Raw genomic sequence first — 18,528 nt, 5'->3', positions numbered from 1 at the left:
GTGACGATGGCTAAGCGATTACCCCGATGGTGCTGCTGTTTACTGTTCGCTCTACTTCCTTGTACAGGCGTTGCGGATCTGCTCGTGGTGGTATCCGCCGAGGCAGAATTGACCCGGATTCAGCGGCAAGAGCTCAAAGACCTCTACTTGGAGAGCCGAACGCTGCGCCAGGGGCGAGCGGTGGTCACGCCTATCGACCAATCCGAGCGGTCACGGGAGCGCGGCGAGTTTTATCGTCACTACATTGGAAAAACACCGGCCCAGTTGCGCGCTCACTGGGCAAGGCTGATTTTTACGGGACGCGGTCAACCGCCACAAACCTTTGCGGATAGTCAGGCGGTGGTAGAGCGGCTCGTTCGCGATCCCAACGCGCTCGGCTACATTGACGCTCGATTTTTGGACGAGCGGTTGAAGGTGGTCACCGTTGAATAACATCCGAGGTCCAGTACTGCGCCTGGACGCGCAACATGCCGCGCGCTCATGGCGACATCGGCTAGCTGAGCCGCTGACGCTCTTTGGCGCGGCCGGGGTGTTGATCGTGCTGGTCATTCTGAGTAGCACCCACTATCTGGTCAGCCGTGAGCAGGCCGCGATCAAGCGCCAAATCGAACTCTCGATTGGTGACATGGCGGACACCTACGAAGCCAGGGTGTTGAGATCGCTGCGGGAGATCGATGCGACGTTGAAGCTCGTCGACTTCGTCGCCAGTCAGCAGCGCTCAGACATTTTAGCAACGCTGGCGGAGCGTAACCTGTTGCCCCCTGAGGTGATTTTTTCGGTCAGCATCGTAGACGGACAGGGACGGGTCAAAGAGCGTACGGGCGCTTGGGAGCCGGCCACGCAGCGTGACAGTGTGCCTGCGCTGCCAGAGGCCCCCGGGCTGCTGGTCGAGGCGTTTTCGTCGGCGGGGCGACAGCAGCTGCTGTTTGCCAGAATGCTGAGCCATGGTCGTGATGCGACCGAGTGGGTGACGCTAACCGTCGGCGCTGACTACTTCGTTAGCGGTTATAACGAGAATGCCTTGGGAGAGCAGGGGCTACTTGCGCTAGTGGATGCGAGTAACGTCACCCGCATTGGTCGAAGCGGTACTCGGCTGTACTCCAGCATCGCCATGGCGCTACCGACGTATGATAAAATCATGAGTAGTGACGACACGCCCTTCATTACCCGTTGGCAGGATGTCGAGCGGCTAACGCTGGTACGCCCACTGTTCCATTTCCCTTTGTCCATCGTGGTCGGTATCTCCGTGGAGGAGCAGTTGGCGCGCGCTTACCCGATGGAACGTCGCTACTGGCTGCGCGCGCTCTTCGTGAGTCTTGCGGCACTGATGATCCTCGGGCTTCTGGCGCGGCTTAGCCACCAGCTTCACCGCGAGCGTCAGCGGGTGACGGATGAGCGGCTGCGTCACGCGCACTATATCGAACATCTTGCGTTTCACGATACGCTGACCCAGTTGCCGAACCGGGCATATCTTAGCTATTTGGTGGATCACGCGATTGGGCGGTACCGGGGGACGGAGGGAGGCTTTGCGCTTCTATTCTTGGACTTAGATCGCTTCAAGAGCGTCAATGATACGTTGGGCCATGAGGCGGGGGATAAGCTGCTCAAGCTGGTGGCTAAACGGCTGCTATCTTCCGTGCGTGAACACGACGTTGTCGCCCGGCTGGGAGGCGATGAATTCGTCATTCTGCTAAGACACATCACCCAGCGGGAGCCCGTGACGCGTGTCACCGAGCAGTTGGTGGCTGCGATTCAAGAGCCTTTCTCGTTGCAGGGACAGACGTGTTTGATTTCGGTCAGTATTGGAGTGGCGCTGTTTCCAGACGATGGAGCCGATGAGCAAACGCTGATGAAGCGTGCCGATTCCGCCATGTATCGCGCCAAGCAGGCGGGAAAGAACACCGCGTATTTTCATGAAGAGCCGTCGCGCTAAAGGCGCGAATGCAGAAGGGAGCACCGTTGGCTGCCCTCGTTTGGGCAGCCAACGGCGAGACGCAGTTACATGTTGGGGTAGTTGGGACCACCGCCCCCTTCAGGAGCTACCCAGGTAATGTTCTGGGCTGGATCTTTGATATCGCAGGTCTTGCAGTGCACGCAGTTCTGGAAGTTGATCTGAAAGCGCGGCTGGCCTTGATCATCTTCGACGACTTCATACACCCCGGCCGGGCAGTAGCGCTGTGCGGGCTCGGCGTATTTGGGCAAGTTCTCACGAATCGGTAGATCGGGGTCTGCAAGGCGCAGGTGGCAAGGCTGATCCTCTTCGTGGTTCGTATTCGATAAAAACACCGAGGTGGATTTATCGAACGATAGCTTGCCGTCCGGCTTCGGATAGTCGATTTTCTCGAATTCGGCGGCTGGCTTTAGTGCCCCATGGTCAGTGGTGGTGTCATGAACGTTGGGGAGTTTATTGCCCAGCAGTTGGTTCACGAAGTTGTAGGCGCCGCCGCCGACCGTGCCGTATTTATGTATGGCCGGGCCGAAGCTCGCACTCTCTTTGAGCTCCTGATAGGCCCAGCTGGCTTCCCATTTGCGGGTGAAGCTGGCGAGCTCTTGCCCACCTTCATCACCCCCTTGGATGGCCTCGAAGACGCTCTCGGCTGCGACCATGCCTGATTTCATGGCGGTATGTAGGCCTTTGATCTTGGCAAAGTTGAGCGTACCCGCATCACAGCCAATGAGCAGGCCGCCAGGGAACGTCATTTTCGGCAGGCAGTTGTACCCGCCTTTGGCAATGGCCCGCGCGCCATAGGCCACGCGTTTACCACCTTCCAGGTATTGGCTTAGCACCGGGTGGTGCTTCATGCGCTGAAATTCATCGAACGGTGATAGCCACGGGTTCTGGTAGCCAAGATCCATGATCAGCCCAACGACGACCTGCTGATTCTCTGCATGGTAAAGGAACCAGCCGCCGTGGGTATTGCTATCCAGCGGCCAACCAGAGCCGTGGACGACCAAGCCGGGCTCGTGCTTGTCGGCGGGCACATCCCATAGTTCTTTCAAGCCGATGCCGTAGTGCTGTGGGTCACGGCCTGCATTCAAAGAGAAGTCATTGATCAGCCGCTTGCCCAAGTGGCCGCGCGCACCCTCGGCAAAGAGCGTGTACTTGGCGCGCAGCTCCATACCGGGCATGTGGCCATCTTTAGGAGTGCCATCGGCACCGACGCCCATGTCGCCAATCAAGATACCGCGAACGACACCCTCTTCGACGATCACTTCCTGAGCGGCGAACCCTGGGAAAATCTCGACGCCCAACGATTCTGCCTGCTCCGCAAGCCAGCGGCACAGGTTGCCCGCACTGATCACGTAGCGCGTCAAATCGCCGCCGGTGTTGTGCATGCTTTTCGGCACGAGCGCATTGGGAATCTTCTGCGCTTTGTCGGCATCTTTGAGCAGGTATACATCGTCGCGAACGGCAGGGGTCGTGAGAGGCGCACCACGCTCTTCCCAGTCGGGAAACAGCTCCGCCAGTGCGCGAGGTTCAAAGACGGCCCCAGAGAGAATGTGGGCGCCGACCTCTGAGCCTTTTTCCACGACACAGACGGTGAGTTCTTGCTCGGCCTCGTTGGCTTGCTGCATCAAGCGGCAAGCGGCGGCAAGCCCTGATGGGCCTGCGCCGACGATGACAACGTCAAAGTCCATTACATCGCGTTCAACGTTTTCCACCCGGTTTCTCCTTATTCTCATAAGTGCCATCTGTATCGGGCTAGCGAATGGGCACTAGCTTATGAAAAGATGGCCTTAATTTAAAACGGTCGTTTGCTTCTGGTTATCTCCCATGATAGGCATAATACCCGTGTCAGGTCACCCCTACGATGGCAAAAGCACACTTTATAAGTGTCGGTACGAGCAGCGATACCAGCGGGCTACGACCAAGGCCGCACGAAGAGAAAGTTGTTGCTGGTGGGTAGGCTGTGGCAAATTGATAGGGTTTTTCATTTACTAGCCTATCAAACGCTTGCATGAATTTTGAGCGCGGCCACTAGGTGGCGGCGCCTAGTCAGGTTAACGGCTTCTATCACGAGCCAAGCGAGGAACCTATGAAAGTACTCGTCGCGGTGAAACGCGTCATCGACTACAACGTCAAAATCCGCGTCAAAGCGGATCATTCTGATGTGGACCTTACCAACGTCAAAATGGCCATGAACCCCTTCTGCGAAATTGCCGTGGAAGAGGCGGTGCGCCTGAAAGAGAAGGGCGTAGCCACCGAAGTCGTGGCCGTGACCGTGGGCCCCAAGGCCGCCCAAGAGCAGCTGCGCACCGCACTGGCGCTGGGGGCTGACCGCGCCATTCATATTGAAACCGACGAACGCGCCGAATCGCTGGCGGTGGCCAAACTTCTGGCCAAAGTGGTGGACGAAGAGCAGCCCGGCCTCGTCATCCTCGGCAAGCAGGCCATCGACACCGACAACAACCAGACCGGCCAGATGCTCGCCGCGCTGACTAACCTGCCGCAAGGCACTTTCGCCTCAGAAGTCGCGGTAGATGGTGACAAGGTCAACGTGACGCGTGAAATTGACGGCGGCCTGCAAACCGTCGCGCTGACACTCCCGGCCATCGTCACCACTGATCTGCGCCTCAACGAGCCGCGCTACGCCAAGCTGCCGGACATCATGAAGGCCAAGAAAAAGCCGCTGGATGTCAAAACCCCCGCTGACTACGGCGTGGAAGTGGCCTCCAAGGTCACGCTGCTCAAAGTGGAATCCCCCGCCGAGCGTAAAGGCGGTATCAAAGTCGCCTCGGTCGACGAGCTGATCGACAAACTGAAAAACGAAGCCAAAGTGATCTAAGGTCGGCGTGACGTTGATCGACATGCTTTGAAAGGAGTGAATTCTATGAGCATTCTGGTACTTGCCGACCTTCATGAAGGTCAGTTGGCCAGCGCCACCGCCCACGTCGTGGCAGCGGCCCAAGCCATTGGTGGCGATATCGATGTGCTGGTCGCCGGTGAAGGCGTCCAGGCCGCCGCTGACGCGGCCGCCAAACTCGACGGCGTGAGCAAAGTACGCGTGGCGGACAACGCCGTGTACGCCCACCAGCTGGCCGAGCCCATGGGCGCGCTGCTGGTGGAGCTGGCGGGTGATTACACCCACGTACTGGCCAGCGCCTCCACCACCGGTAAAAACGTCCTGCCACGCTTGGCGGCCCTGAAAGATGTCAGCCAGCTGTCGGATGTGATCGGCGTCGAGAACGCCGATACTTTCCTGCGCCCGATTTATGCCGGTAACGCTATCGCCACGGTCAAAAGTGACGACGCGCTGAAAGTCATTACCGTGCGCACCACCGCGTTCGATGCGGTGGGCCAGGGCGGCAGCGCAGCCGTGGAAGCGGTAGCGTTCGCCGCTGACAACAGCCAATCCAGCTTTGTCAAAGAAGAGCTGGCCCAGAGCGACCGCCCGGAACTCGGCGGTGCCAAGGTCGTCATCTCCGGTGGCCGTGGCATGGGTAACGGCGAGAACTTCAAGCTGCTGGACGGCATTGCCGACAAGCTGGGCGCGGCCATTGGCGCTTCCCGCGCGGCGGTAGACGCTGGCTTCGTACCCAACGATATGCAGGTGGGCCAGACTGGTAAGATCGTCGCGCCTGAGCTGTACATTGCGGTGGGTATTTCAGGTGCGATTCAGCACTTGGCGGGCATGAAAGACTCCAAGGTGATCGTCGCGATCAACAAAGACGACGAAGCGCCGATTTTCCAGGTGGCAGACTACGGCCTGGTCGGGGATCTGTTCGAGATCCTGCCGGAGCTGGAAAGCAAGCTGTAAGTCATTGAACTTGCTGCCTGTCAAAAGCCGACTTCGCCAGAAGTCGGCTTTTTTATTGCGGGCGGGTTCGATAAACTGACAATAGTTGACTAAGGTACTGGGACAAAGATTTGCCGCCGATGGTAAAAAATTGCCGGGGCGGTGGTTGAAAAGGGTGGAGTAAGACCACACCTAATGTAGTGAACGCAACAGAAGCCACTCAAGGAGAAGATAGCATGGCACATACCCTTCCTGAACTGCCGTACGCTTACGATGCTCTCGAGCCGAACATCGACGCGATGACGATGGAAATTCACCACTCTCGCCACCACAACACCTACGTCACCAACCTGAACGGTGCGCTGGAAGGCACCGGTCTAGAAGACGTTCCGGTGGAAGAGCTGGTGGCGAATCTGGATCGCGTACCCGAAGAGAAGCGCCAAGCCGTTATCAACAACGGTGGCGGCCACGCTAACCACTCCATGTTTTGGCAAATGATGTCACCCAACGGTGGCGGCCAGCCGCATGGCGACGTGGCTAAAGCCATCGACGCAGAGCTGGGCGGCCTTGATGCGTTCAAAGACGCCTTCAAAAAAGCCGCGCTGGGCCGTTTCGGCAGCGGCTGGGCATGGTTGTCCGTCACGCCTGAGAAAAAGCTGGTCGTCGAAAATACCCTCAATCAAGATAGCCCGTTGATGCACGGCAACACGCCCGTACTCGGTCTGGACGTTTGGGAGCACGCGTACTACCTGAAGTTCCAGAACAAGCGTCCAGACTACGTGGATGCTTTCTTCAACGTGGTGAATTGGGAAGATGTCGAGCGTCGTTACCAAGCCGCCATCGCCTAATACTCACGACCTGTGAGGGCGGTGTCAGTTACTGACACCGCTGGAAAGCCGCTCCCTACCAGGGGGGCGGTTTTTTTGTGTCTGGGTATAGCGCTGGGCATGAACTGTCAATAACCTGTGGATGAAAAAATACCATATATGCTTGAATTGATTTTCTCTTGGTCTATATATAGTATGCGTGGTGACTTTTAGAGGGGTAGAGCAAGCGCTGCGCACTACCTGAAAATTGCCGCTATGAAAAGGGAAAATAGCCATGGAAATCCAAATTTATAGCAAGCCTGCCTGTGTACAGTGTACGGCCACCTATCGCGCGCTGGATAAGCAAGGCCTTGATTACACCGTCATCGACATTACCGCCGAAACGGGTGCTCAAGCAGAAGTCGAAGCGCTGGGTTACCGCCAGCTGCCTGTCGTGGTCGTCGGTGAAGAGCACTGGTCGGGCTTCCGTCCGGACCGCATCCAAGCGTTGGCGTAATCGTCACCCATGCACGCTGCTGACGTGGAAGCCGAGCAGGCAGGTACGCTGGTCTATTTTTCCACCAAGTCAGGCAACACCCATCGTTTTATTGAAAAGCTTGGTTTAAGTGCACAGCGGCTGCCGTTACATCGTGAAGCCCCGACGCTACGCATTGAGCAGCCCTACATATTGGTTACCCCCACCTACGGAGGTGGCTCGGCCAATGGGGCTGTGCCAAAGCAGGTTATTCGGTTTTTAAATGACGAGCACAACCGACACCTCTTACGAGGTGTCATTGCTGCTGGTAATACTAATTTTGGTGACGCATACGGTTTGGCGGGGCGAATCATTGCCCAAAAGTGCCAAGTGCCGCTGCTTTATCGTTTTGAATTGTTTGGTACCGATGACGATGTCGCCAAGGTCCGCAAAGGAGTAGAAGAGTTTTGGAAACGTCAAGCTCAGTCTCTAAGAACGTAGCTGCAAAAAACTCGGCAGATCAACGCCCTGCTGCGGGAGCCACCGAGGCGCGCACGCTGGATTACCATGCGCTGAATGCGATGTTGAACCTGTACGGTGCCAACGGCGAACTGCAGTTGGATAAAGACCGCGAAGCGGCGCGCCAGTACTTCTTGCAGCACGTCAATCAGAACACCGTGTTCTTCCACTCCTTGGAAGAGAAGTTGGACTACCTAGTGGAAGAGCAGTACTACGAAGCCGACGTGCTGGCGCAGTACAGCTTTACGTTTGTCAAAGCGCTGTTCGAGCAGGCGTATGCGTACAAATTCCGCTTCCCGAGCTTCTTGGGTGCGTTCAAGTACTACACCAGCTACACGCTCAAAACCTTCGACGGCAAACGTTATCTCGAGCGGTATGAAGACCGGGTCTGCATGGTGGCGCTCACGCTAGCGCGTGGCGATGAAGCGCTGGCCAAGTCGCTGGTCGACGAGATCATCAGCGGCCGCTTCCAGCCTGCGACGCCCACCTTCCTGAACTGTGGTAAGCGCCAGCGGGGCGAGCTGGTCTCTTGCTTCTTGCTGCGTATCGAAGACAACATGGAGTCCATCGGGCGTTCCATCAACTCCGCGCTGCAGCTCTCCAAGCGTGGCGGCGGCGTGGCCTTCCTGCTCAGCAACATTCGCGAATCCGGCGCGCCGATCAAGCGTATCGAGAACCAGTCGTCGGGCATCATTCCGATCATGAAACTGCTGGAAGACGCGTTCTCCTACGCCAACCAGCTTGGTGCGCGTCAAGGTGCCGGAGCGGTCTATCTCAACGCCCACCACCCGGACATTCTGCGCTTTTTGGACACCAAGCGTGAAAACGCGGACGAGAAAATCCGCATCAAAACGCTGTCGCTGGGCGTGACCATTCCCGATATCACGTTCGAGCTGGCCAAGCGCAACGACGATATGTACCTCTTCTCGCCATACGATGTTGAGCGCGTCTACGGCGTGCCGTTTGGCGACATCAGCGTGACCGAGAAGTACCATGAAATGGTGGCCGACGCGCGCATTCGCAAGCACAAGATCAATGCTCGCGCCTTCTTCCAAACCCTGGCTGAGCTGCAGTTCGAGTCTGGCTACCCGTATATCATGTTCGAAGATACGGTCAACCGCGCCAACCCGATTGCGGGCCGTATCAACATGAGTAACCTGTGCTCCGAGATTCTGCAGGTTAACACGCCGACCGAGTACGACGACGACTTGGGCTACCGTCAGGTAGGGCAAGATATCTCTTGTAACCTCGGCTCGATGAACATCGCCAAGGTGATGGATTCCGGTGATATCGGCACCAGCGTCGAGATCGCCATTCGCGGCCTGACCGCCGTGTCTGAAATGAGTAATCTGCGCAGCGTTCCCTCCATCGCCGAGGGTAATGCCAAATCGCGCGCCATCGGTCTTGGCCAGATGAACCTGCACGGCTTCCTGGCTCGCGAGCATATTTATTACGGCTCAGAAGAAGGGTTGGACTTCACAAACCTGTACTTCTACTGCGTTGCGTTCCATGCCATTCGTGCGTCGAACCAGTTGGCCATCGAACACGGTGAGACCTTTGCCGGGTTCGCAGACTCTACCTATGCATCGGGTACGTTCTTCGATAAGTACACCGACCAGGCGTGGCTGCCGCGTACCGAGAAAGTCCGTCACCTTTTCGAGCGCAGCGGTATTGCACTGCCCACGCAAGACGATTGGCAAACGCTGAAAGCCTCGGTGATGGCGCATGGCCTGTACAACCGTAACCTGCAAGCGGTACCGCCAACGGGGTCTATCTCGTACATCAACCACTCCACGTCGAGCATTCACCCGGTGGCAGCGAAAATCGAAATTCGCAAAGAGGGCAAGCTGGGTCGCGTTTATTATCCGGCCCCGTTCTTGAACGAGGCGAACTTCGATTACTTCCAGGATGCCTACGAGATCGGCCCTGAAAAAATCATCGATACCTATGCAGAAGCGTCCAAGCACGTGGACCAAGGCCTCTCGTTGACGCTGTTCTTCCCGGATACGGCCACCACGCGGGATATCAACAAGGCGCAAATTTACGCTTGGCGTAAAGGTATCAAGACGCTTTATTACATCCGCCTACGCCAAAGTGCCCTGGAAGGCACCGAGGTGGAAGGCTGCGTCTCCTGCACGCTGTGATCGGGTAACGCTTTTAAGATGATGTTTGTGAGAGAACGCTGATGACCATAATGCAACGTTTGTCGCGAGTGAATGCGATCAACTGGAACCGCCTTCAGGACGATAAAGACCTCGAGGTGTGGAACCGTCTGACCAGCAACTTCTGGTTGCCAGAAAAAGTACCGCTCTCCAACGACATCCAGTCGTGGAACACGCTGACACAGCAGGAAAAACAGCTCACCATTCGCGTGTTTACCGGTTTGACGCTGTTGGACACCATTCAAAGCAGCGTGGGCGCCCCCGTGCTGATGGATGACGCTCGCACTCCCCATGAAGAAGCGGTATACACCAATATCGCTTTCATGGAATCGGTGCATGCGCGCTCTTACAGCTCGATTTTCTCGACGCTGTGTGCCACGCGGGATGTAGACGATGCCTTCCGCTGGAGCGAAGAGAATCCGACGCTGCAGATGAAGTCAGAGCTGATTTTGAATCGCTATCGCTCTGACGATCCGCTAATGCGTAAGGTAGCGAGCGTCTTCTTGGAGTCGTTCCTGTTCTACTCGGGCTTCTATCTGCCCATGTACTGGTCCAGTCACGCCAAACTGACCAACACCGCCGACCTGATTCGTCTGATCATTCGTGATGAAGCGGTACACGGCTACTATGTGGGCTACAAGTTCCAGCAGGCACTGGCAGAAGAGACGCCCGAGCGTCAGCAGGAAGTCAAAGATTACGCCTACGAGCTGCTGCTGGAGCTGTACGACAACGAAGTTCGCTACACCGAGTCGCTGTATGATGAAGTGGGGCTCTCGGAAGACGTGAAGAAATTCCTTCACTACAACGCCAACAAAGCCCTGATGAACCTGGGCTTTGAGCCGCTGTTCCCCAGCAGCGTGACGGACGTCGACCCAACGATCATGGCCGCGCTCTCTCCCAGCGCGGATGAGAACCACGACTTCTTCTCCGGGTCGGGCTCCTCCTATGTCATTGGTAAAGCCGTCGCCACCGAAGACGACGACTGGGCGTTTTGAGGGTCGTGCTGTGATGCCCGCTACGGGAGCCGAAGGCTCCCGTTTTTTATGCCTGCCGTTCGAGTTACTGTCAGTGAATGTTAATGATAAATATTGTCATTAATTCTATTAGTGGTACGCTATGCGCTGCACGCGTTAAACGCAAATCGTTCTTATACTTAATGAGTTTTAGCGCGCCGAGGTTGATGGCGCGCTGAGCAGTGACGGAGACATAACGTGCTGAACAGGCCTTTCTTTGCCTTGCGTGGATGTTGCCTAGCGGGCGTGCTAGTCAGCGGTACGCTCATGGCAAGTGATGAGACGATGGATCAAGCGGCCCAAAGTGTCGAGGCCCAGCAAGCCCAGTCTGAGTTGCAACAGCAAATCGATAGTGCGGATGAAGCCACACGGTCCGCTATTGAGGAGCTGCGTCGCCTGGAGCGGGAAACCCGTCAGATGGAAGCTGCTAACGCCACGCTCAGTAGCCGCTTGGCCAGTGAGGCCGAACGCCAGCAACGCTTGAATCAAGCGCTGGATACGTTGAGCGATACCCGCGCAGCGCTGCCCATGATCGAACAGGACATGACCGAACAGCTTACCCGTTGGATCGAGTCAGACCTGCCTTTTTTGACCGATGAGCGCCTCGCCCGAGTGGCGTCAGCGGGTAGTCCCGAAGCGGGTAGCGCCGAACGTATTGCAAGCCTAATCGAAGCCTGGCGGGCGGAGCTCGCCTATGGGCGCGAGGTCGATAGCTGGCGTGGCCGTTTGGAAATAGCGGGTGCTTCCCCCAGGGAAGTGGAGTACCTGAGGATTGGCCGTATTGGCTTTTACTACGTGACGCCCGATGGCCGCGAAGGAGGGGTCTGGGATAAAGAAGAGGGGACGTGGCTCGCGCTCGACGAGGCTGCTCGCCGCCAGGTGCGTAACGGACTGCGGATTGCGGCCGACCAGCGCACCCCAGAACTTCTACAGCTCCCACTCTCGATCACGGCTAACGACCAAGGAGCGCAGCCATGAGTCTGTTTTCTCGCCCCAAGGCCTGGTTCTGCCTCACGCTGCTGGTCAGCGCGTTGAGCAGCAACGTTGGTATGGCCCAAAGCGACGATGTCGGCTCGTTAAGAGAGGCTCGCGAGGCTGCCCAAGCGCGTGATCAAGCGCGTCTTCAATCTTTCTTGGACGATCAAGGCGCGTTAGAGGCCGCTTTGCAAGAGGCGCGTGATGCCCACTCGGCTGCCGAAGAGCAGCAGGCTGCGCTCGAAGCGCAGCAGGACGAGCAGAACGAGCAGGCGCAGGCACTTGCTCAGCGCCAAGAGGAGCAGGGCGAGGCATTGACGGCGCTATTGGCAGATCTAACGCGTCACAGTGAAGAACTTCGCAACGAGCTGGGAGGGGATAGCTGGCTAACGCTCGAAGCCGATGCGTTGCCACCGCGTTTAAACGATGTCGACGTGTTGGAGCGTCCGCACATCGAGGCTGTCGTCGATCGTTTGGCGGCTCTCACCATGGACACGGGCCGTGCCGAGCGCTTGGAATTGCCTGTCGCGGATGCCAGCGGCGACATAGCGCCGCGCAGCGTCGTTCGACTGGGTGATTTTGCCGCTTTCACCGAGTCTGCGCTGCTGCGGCAAGGGCAAGATGAGGAGGGCGCCCTCGCCGAAATGCCGCGTACCCCGTCAGCGGTCAGCGAGCTTCTGGCGGCGTATCATCAGGGAGAGAGCCGTGCGTTTGCCATCGACCCCACCCAAGGCAGCGTGCTGGAGGCACTGGCTCAACAGCCTTCGCTGTGGGAGCGTTTTCAGCAGGGTGGCTATGTCGGTTACGTGGTCGTCCTGCTAGGTGGCATCGGCCTGCTGGTCGCTTTGGCGCAGTACCTGTATCTGTTGTTGGTTAGCGCACGCGTACGTCGTCAGCGACAAGCCCTGGATCAGCCCAGTGCCGATAATCCTCTGGGGCGTGTTCTACAGCGCTTCAAGGAGATGGACAAACATCAAACCCCGGAGGCGCTGGAAGCGCGGTTGGATGAAGCGGTACTCGCCGAGCTGCCTAAAATCGAGCGTGGTCAGCCCATCGTCAAGCTGCTAGCCGCCATTGCACCGCTGCTGGGCCTATTGGGCACCGTGACGGGCATGATCGTAACGTTCCAAGCCATCACGGTATTTGGCACGGGCGACCCGCAGTTAATGGCGGGGGGATCAGTCAGGCGCTGGTCACGACGGTACTGGGTTTGGTGACGGCGGTACCGCTGCTGTTTGCCCAAACGGCGCTGTCTAGCCGTAGTCGTTTCATTACTCAGGTGATCGAAGGTGAGTCAAGCGCCACGCTGGCAGATCACTTGGAAGCGCAATCGACGGCCTATGCTCGCACGGTGACCTAGTATGCCTACGTTACCCCTTTGGCTGGCGCCCGTTGAGCGGCTGCTCGATGCAGGTGGTGCCGTACTCGTAGTGCTAGCGCTGGTGGCCGTGGTGGTGTTCGCCATGGCGATCGAGCGGTGGTGGTATTACCGCTTTAGCTGGCGGCGATCACGCCATGAGCTGGTGCGCCGCTGGGCGGCGCGCAGCGACCACCGCAGTTGGAGCGCGCGCACGCTACGCCATGTATGGAGTGCTGCGCTGGTGGCCAAGCTGCGCCAGCCGCTGCCGTGGATCAAGCTGCTCGTGGCGCTTTGCCCACTACTCGGGTTGTTGGGGACGGTCACGGGCATGATTGCCGTTTTCGATAGCCTTTCGATGAGCGATACCCATCAAGCTCGAGCCATGGCCGATGGCGTTGCCCGGGCAACGCTGCCTACGCTGACGGGCATGGCCATTGCGGTGGTGGGTATGCTGTTTATTAGCCGTTTAGAGCACGTTATTCGCCGCGAAGACCAGCGTCTGCATGACCGCTTAGCGCGTGCCTTGGAGGAGAGTGATGCGTAGACGCCGTTCCATAGAGGCTGCTGACGATAGCAACGAGGTGAACCTGACGCCGATGTTGGACGTGGTGTTCATCATGCTGATCTTCTTTATCGTCACGACCAGCTTTATCAAAGAGAGCGGAGTGGAGATCGATCGCCCTGAGGCGTCGGCCGCCACCCCGCGCCCCGATGCCCAAGTGTTGGTTGCCGTCACGCCGGAAGGGGCGGTTTGGGTGGATGGCCAGCCCGTGGACGTTCACCGCGTTGGGCAGAAGGTGGCTGGAATGCTGAGCGGTGAGGGCTCGGTGGTCATTCAGGCCGACCGAGAGTCCACGACCGGCGTGTTGATCGAGGTCATGGACCGTCTTCAGCAGGCGGGTGTCGAGCAGGTCGCCGTGGCAGCGAGTCGGAGTGGGCCATGATGCGGCATGTGTTATCGATGCTAGGCGGTATTGCCCTGGCCATCGGGCTCTTCTGGATGCTAGCGCTACTGGTAGCTCCTCCAGAGCAGCAGGTGGAAGAGCCCATCATGTCGATGTCCATGGCGGTAGTGGAAGCGCCGGAGGTGGCGCCCGAACAGGAGACACCCCCCCCGGCGCCTGCACAAGCCGCTCCCCCGCCACCGACCATGCCGACGCCAGCCCCTGCGCCGGTCGCCACTAGCGCGATTGCGCTGCCAGACGTGGAGCTACCCGACGCGCCGGTAGAGCCCGTCGAGTTGGAAAGCGAGCTGCCGGAGCTGACCGAGGTGCGCCCTGAGCCTACACCGCAGCCCCAGCCAGCACCTGAGCCTGCGCCGGAACCCGTCCCCGAACCTACGGAAACGGCGGCCCCGTCTCCTGAGCCTGCCACTGCGCAGCAGGAAGCGGCCCCGGCGGCAGAGCCTGCGCCCTCGAACGAGCCGGTGAGTGTGGGGCAAGTAGCTCCGACGAGTCGCGTCAATCCGTCTTATCCGCCTCGTGCACAGCGCCGCGGTATGGAGGGATTCGTGGAGGTGGAATTCGTCATCCAGCGTAATGGAAGTGTCGATGGAAGCTCCATTCGAGTGACCAATGCCCAGCCTCGCCGGGTGTTCGAAGACGCCGCACGAGAAGCGATTGCGCGCTGGCAGTTCGAGCCCAGTCAGCAGTTACGTCGCGCCACCCAGCGTATTGAGTTCCAGTTAAGGTAGCGGTGACATGTCGCTAAGAAAAAATCCGTCAACCAGCCCTATCGTTGTCGCTCACCGTCAACGTACGATGCCGCAATGGATGGGCGTCATACTACTGAGCGCGCTGAGTATCACCGCGACGGCCAATGAGCCGCTGCCGGGTGACATGATTCAAGACCTGAATCGGCTTCAGAGCCAGTTGGCCAGCCAGCCAAGCGGTTCTGCTGACCCTGATGTGCTAAGCCGTATCATCACCCATGCGCGAGCTCAGTCAGAGCGGCTTTCGGGCGGTAATCGCGCGGATCAATGGGCGAGCGCGCTTTATCATCAGCTAGCCGCCAGTGCGCTGGTGCGCCAGGGCGATCCTCTTGCTGCTGCCGATGAGCTGGCCAGCGCCCGCCAACGGCCTAGCGTTCCCGATAGCCAGCTGCGTCGCTGGCTGCGGGACGAAGCGTCGCTACGCCGCGCCGCAGGCGAACGAGATCGGGCCATTACCCTGTATGAACAGTGGCTATCCGAGTCGTCGGGCAGTGATCGCTACGCGGACACGGCTTGGCAGCTCGTGCGTCTGTTGGCAGAAGAGGAGCGCTGGGAGCAGGCCATGGAGTGGCTGGCGCCGCTGCTTGAACAAGGGGAATTGACCGCTGACCAGCAAACGCTCACCAATGTCGTACTCCGAAACACAGGAGATAACGCACAGGCGCTGAGCTGGCTGTTGGGCGGGTTGAATGCCGACAGCGACCCCGATGCATGGCGCCAAGCAGCCGGACTTGCCCAGCAGGCAGGCCAGATAGGTGTGGCCGCCGCCGTTTGGGAAGCAGCCTGGCAGTTGGGTAAGTTTTCTACGCCAGAGGAACGCCGCACCCTGATCGAGCTGCATATGGCCGGAGGGACGCCTGCACGCGCTGCCGAGCATTTAGAGGCGGCTCTAGAGGCGGGCACGCTTCCCCGCGATGAAGCCACGCTTCGCTTGCGCGCCACGGCTTGGCAACAGGCCAAGGATGTCGACAAGGCGCTCGAGGCGTGGCGAGAGTTGGCAACGTTGACTGATTCAGCAAGCGATTGGCGGCAGTACGGCCAGCTAGCCTATGGGTGGGGAGAGGATCGCCAAGCCGAAGCTGCGCTGACCCAAGCGGCCAATTTAGGGGATGCCCAAGCAGAGCAGTGGCTCGCGTACTTTGAATGATGTCTGCCTAAGCCGTCGCTCTAAGTGGCTCGACTGCCTTGCTCTCAAGACCTTGCTAGGTTTGAACAGCCATCGTCGTATCTTAAAGCGGGCGCCGGTGGTGAGCCTCCGGCGCTTGCAGCGTCATGAACGGAGTGTGACTGAAAAGTCGCTCCAGGTGGGGGCGTGGTCCGATGGGCGCTCCATGGCCCGCAGCGGATAGTCGATACCCGCATCGGTCACGCAGTCGGCCAAGGGCTTTGAAACTAGGATGTAGTCGATGCGAAGACCGCGCTTCGGCTCTCGGTCAAAGCCTTTTGAGCGATAGTCGAACCAGCTAAACCATTCGTCATTTTTCGGGTGGCACAGACGGTAGCTGTCGCTCAGCCCCCACGCTTTGATGCCTTCCAGCCATTCGCGCTCGATGGGCTGGAAGCTGGTTTTGCCCTCCCGCAGCCAGCGCTTCCGGTTGGTCTCGCCTATGCCGATATCCTGATCTTCAGGTGAGATATTGAAATCACCCATGACCGCCAGTCGCTCTTCGGGAGCGTGCTGAGTATTGAGCAGGTTGGCGAGCTGTTGATAAAAGCGCGCTTTGTGCGGAAACTTGGTGGGGTGATCGACGCTTTCGCCTTGAGGGAAGTAGCCGTTCCATACCGTGACCGGCTCGCCGTCTTCCGCGAGCAACTTGACGCCAATCATGCGCCGCTGGGCATCGTCGTCGTCATCGGGAAAGCCGTAAAACACCGCTTGCGGCTGTTGGCGGCACAGCAGTGCAACGCCGTAATGGCCTTTTTGGCCATAGTAAAAAACGTGATAGCCCATGGCTTCTACGTCGGCCACGGGGAATTCGCTGTCCTGTACTTTGGTTTCTTGAAGGCCGATGACATCGGGCTGTTGGGTATCGATCAGCGCTTGAAGCTGGTGCAGCCGTGCCCGAATCCCATTGATATTGAACGAAACCAAACGCATCAAGACGGCTCTCCTGGTGAGTGATCGCCCCCTTTGTCAGGATGGATGGCGATCGTTTGGCCGCTTTGCTGGCGCGCCAATTTGCGCACGGCCTGAAGCTTACGCTGCTGCTGCTTTTTGGCAACGAAGCGGCGCGACGAGGTCACTTGATCAGGATTCTCATGGCGCCACTTTTTATAATCTTTGCGGCGACCGGTGCGGATCGTCACTTTATCCGCCAATGAACGAGTCTTTTTCTTACGCGTCATGTCGCGCTCCTTGGGTTAATGTATGCCTCATTCTAACAGGCTAGCGTGCTCCTTCGACAGCAGGGCGCGCTCTTATCGCCAACCCCTGGTACAATGCGCACTTCGTGATGCCTAACATCCACAGCAATGGACAGATACACAGCCTATGAGCGAGTCGGAACAGACCACAGCATCGGCCCAGAACCGCAAGCCTAAACGTCGCCGTCGGAAACCGCGTCGTCGTCAGTCGAACTGGGATCTTCGTCAGTTTCAGGTGCCCGCCGTCGCCGGCAAGTGGCGCTTCCATGACTTTGATCTGCCGCTGCCTTTGATGCGCGCGATACATGCTCAGGGGTTCGAGTACTGCACGCCCATTCAAGCGGAAGCGCTGCGCCACACCCTGTTAGGTGGCGACATCGTCGGTAAAGCGCAGACGGGCACCGGTAAAACCGCCGCCTTTTTGATCTCTGTCATGGCTTACTTCCTCGAAGAGCCGACGCCGGATGGTCAAAAGCCGGGGGCTCCCCGTGCGCTGATCATTGCGCCGACCCGTGAGCTGGCGCTGCAAATCGAGAAAGACGCCAAGGCACTTGCGCGTTTCACTCAGCTCAACGTCGCCAGCGTCGTGGGCGGTATGGATTACCAAAAACAGCGCGAAAGCCTGGGTAAGAAGATCGATATCCTGGTCGCGACGCCAGGGCGTCTGCTGGACTTCCACCAGAAACGCGATATCGACCTCTCCGAAACCGAAGTGCTGGTGCTCGACGAAGCGGATCGAATGCTCTCCATGGGGTTCATTCCCGATGTGAAGCGCATCATTCGTTACACGCCAAAGAAAGAGGAGCGTCAAACGTTCCTATTCTCGGCCACCTTCACGGACGATATTCTCAATCTGGCGAGTCAGTGGACGCTCAATCCGGCGCATGTCGAGATCGAGGTGACCGTCGAGAATCAGGCAGATATCGATCAGCGTGTTTACCTCGTTTCCGACGACGACAAACAGCGGCTGCTGGTGAAGCTACTGGAGCAGGAGAGCTTCGAGCGTGTCATGGTGTTCGGTAACCGCCGGGATCTCGTGCGCAAACTCGACGACCTGCTGAAAAAAGCCGGGGTCAGTGCGGCCATGCTGTCTGGTGATGTACCGCAGAATCAGCGCATCAAGACGTTGGAAAGCTTCCGCGAAGGGGAGGTGCAGGTGCTGGTAGCCACCGACGTGGCCGGCCGTGGCATTCATATCGAAGATGTGAGTCACGTCATCAACTACACGCTGCCCGAAGATCCGGAAGATTATGTTCACCGCATCGGTCGTACCGGCCGTGCAGGGGCCAAAGGCGTGTCGATCAGCTTCGTGGGCGAAGAGGACGCGTTCTCCTTGCCAGAGATTGAGCGCTATATCAACGGTAAGCTGCCCTGCGAACACCCGCCGGAAGGTATGCTGTAATTC

The 18,528-nt window shown here is 58.4% G+C and carries 18 protein-coding genes and 1 pseudogene; 16 read left to right on the top strand and 3 right to left on the bottom strand.

What is annotated here, in order from left to right; all coding sequences use genetic code 11:
- Positions 1-6 precede the first annotated feature (6 nt).
- Complete coding sequence (locus tag CTT34_RS11155) at positions 7-432, top strand: type 2 periplasmic-binding domain-containing protein (protein WP_159342502.1); 426 nt, start codon at positions 7-9, stop codon at positions 430-432.
- Positions 425-1,933 (top strand): diguanylate cyclase domain-containing protein, encoded by a 1,509-nt coding sequence (locus CTT34_RS11150; protein WP_159342501.1) that lies wholly within the window; start codon positions 425-427, stop codon positions 1,931-1,933. The genes CTT34_RS11155 and CTT34_RS11150 overlap by 8 nt, the downstream gene beginning before the upstream one ends.
- Before the next feature lie 65 nt (positions 1,934-1,998).
- Here the strand turns inward: CTT34_RS11150 and CTT34_RS11145 are convergent, their stop codons facing one another.
- A complete protein-coding gene (locus CTT34_RS11145) occupies positions 1,999-3,663 on the bottom strand; it encodes an electron transfer flavoprotein-ubiquinone oxidoreductase (protein ID WP_159342500.1) in 1,665 nt (554 codons plus the stop codon).
- 374 nt (positions 3,664-4,037) lie between these two features.
- On the opposite strand from CTT34_RS11145, the gene CTT34_RS11140 reads away from it, so the two are divergent.
- From CTT34_RS11140 to CTT34_RS11080, 13 genes and pseudogenes are all read left to right on the top strand, one after another.
- Complete coding sequence (locus CTT34_RS11140; protein ID WP_062373473.1) at positions 4,038-4,787, top strand: electron transfer flavoprotein subunit beta/FixA family protein; 750 nt, start codon at positions 4,038-4,040, stop codon at positions 4,785-4,787.
- A gap of 45 nt (positions 4,788-4,832) precedes the next feature.
- The gene (locus CTT34_RS11135; protein WP_159342499.1) at positions 4,833-5,759 is read left to right on the top strand and encodes an electron transfer flavoprotein subunit alpha/FixB family protein; all 927 of its coding nucleotides are present in this window, start codon (positions 4,833-4,835) and stop codon (positions 5,757-5,759) included.
- A gap of 215 nt (positions 5,760-5,974) precedes the next feature.
- Positions 5,975-6,586, top strand: coding sequence for a superoxide dismutase (locus CTT34_RS11130; RefSeq protein ID WP_159342498.1), 612 nt, complete (start codon positions 5,975-5,977; stop codon positions 6,584-6,586).
- A 253-nt stretch (positions 6,587-6,839) separates the two neighbouring features.
- The gene (nrdH, locus tag CTT34_RS11125) at positions 6,840-7,061 is read left to right on the top strand and encodes a glutaredoxin-like protein NrdH (RefSeq protein WP_058577666.1); all 222 of its coding nucleotides are present in this window, start codon (positions 6,840-6,842) and stop codon (positions 7,059-7,061) included.
- 9 nt (positions 7,062-7,070) lie between these two features.
- Positions 7,071-7,520 carry a class Ib ribonucleoside-diphosphate reductase assembly flavoprotein NrdI gene (gene nrdI, locus CTT34_RS11120; protein ID WP_159342497.1) on the top strand — a complete coding sequence of 150 codons (450 nt, stop codon included), beginning with the start codon at positions 7,071-7,073 and terminating at the stop codon, positions 7,518-7,520.
- Positions 7,487-9,682, top strand: coding sequence for a class 1b ribonucleoside-diphosphate reductase subunit alpha (nrdE, locus tag CTT34_RS11115; RefSeq protein ID WP_174788525.1), 2,196 nt, complete (start codon positions 7,487-7,489; stop codon positions 9,680-9,682). The genes nrdI and nrdE overlap by 34 nt, the downstream gene beginning before the upstream one ends.
- Before the next feature lie 41 nt (positions 9,683-9,723).
- The gene (nrdF, locus tag CTT34_RS11110) at positions 9,724-10,695 is read left to right on the top strand and encodes a class 1b ribonucleoside-diphosphate reductase subunit beta (RefSeq protein ID WP_159342496.1); all 972 of its coding nucleotides are present in this window, start codon (positions 9,724-9,726) and stop codon (positions 10,693-10,695) included.
- A 216-nt stretch (positions 10,696-10,911) separates the two neighbouring features.
- A complete protein-coding gene (locus tag CTT34_RS11105) occupies positions 10,912-11,691 on the top strand; it encodes a DUF3450 domain-containing protein (protein WP_159342495.1) in 780 nt (259 codons plus the stop codon).
- Positions 11,688-13,048 (top strand): annotated as a pseudogene (locus tag CTT34_RS11100) (MotA/TolQ/ExbB proton channel family protein). The gene CTT34_RS11105 and the pseudogene CTT34_RS11100 overlap by 4 nt, the downstream one beginning before the upstream one ends.
- A gap of 1 nt (position 13,049) precedes the next feature.
- Positions 13,050-13,592: a MotA/TolQ/ExbB proton channel family protein gene (locus CTT34_RS11095; protein ID WP_159342494.1), complete on the top strand. Its 543-nt coding sequence runs from the start codon at positions 13,050-13,052 to the stop codon at positions 13,590-13,592.
- Entirely contained in the window at positions 13,585-13,992 is a 408-nt protein-coding gene (locus CTT34_RS11090) for an ExbD/TolR family protein (protein ID WP_159342493.1), read from the top strand. The genes CTT34_RS11095 and CTT34_RS11090 overlap by 8 nt, the downstream gene beginning before the upstream one ends.
- Positions 13,989-14,741 carry an energy transducer TonB gene (locus tag CTT34_RS11085; protein WP_159342492.1) on the top strand — a complete coding sequence of 251 codons (753 nt, stop codon included), beginning with the start codon at positions 13,989-13,991 and terminating at the stop codon, positions 14,739-14,741. The genes CTT34_RS11090 and CTT34_RS11085 overlap by 4 nt, the downstream gene beginning before the upstream one ends.
- Positions 14,742-14,748: 7 nt before the next feature.
- The gene (locus tag CTT34_RS11080; protein WP_368026774.1) at positions 14,749-15,906 is read left to right on the top strand and encodes a tetratricopeptide repeat protein; all 1,158 of its coding nucleotides are present in this window, start codon (positions 14,749-14,751) and stop codon (positions 15,904-15,906) included.
- A 123-nt stretch (positions 15,907-16,029) separates the two neighbouring features.
- Here CTT34_RS11080 and xthA read toward each other — a convergent pair whose 3' ends face one another.
- Entirely contained in the window at positions 16,030-16,857 is an 828-nt protein-coding gene (gene xthA, locus CTT34_RS11075) for an exodeoxyribonuclease III (protein ID WP_159343765.1), read from the bottom strand.
- Complete coding sequence (locus CTT34_RS11070; RefSeq protein ID WP_159342491.1) at positions 16,857-17,105, bottom strand: hypothetical protein; 249 nt, start codon at positions 17,103-17,105, stop codon at positions 16,857-16,859. Before CTT34_RS11070 ends, xthA begins: the two co-directional genes overlap by 1 nt.
- 145 nt (positions 17,106-17,250) lie before the next feature.
- Here CTT34_RS11070 and rhlB point away from each other — a divergent pair, with 145 nt between their 5' ends.
- Positions 17,251-18,525, top strand: coding sequence for an ATP-dependent RNA helicase RhlB (gene rhlB / locus CTT34_RS11065; RefSeq protein ID WP_159342490.1), 1,275 nt, complete (start codon positions 17,251-17,253; stop codon positions 18,523-18,525).
- Positions 18,526-18,528 lie beyond the last annotated feature (3 nt).

Source organism: Halomonas meridiana (genome assembly GCF_009846525.1).
Lineage (GTDB): Bacteria > Pseudomonadota > Gammaproteobacteria > Pseudomonadales > Halomonadaceae > Vreelandella.
This window is presented reverse-complemented; position numbering and strand designations above follow the sequence as displayed.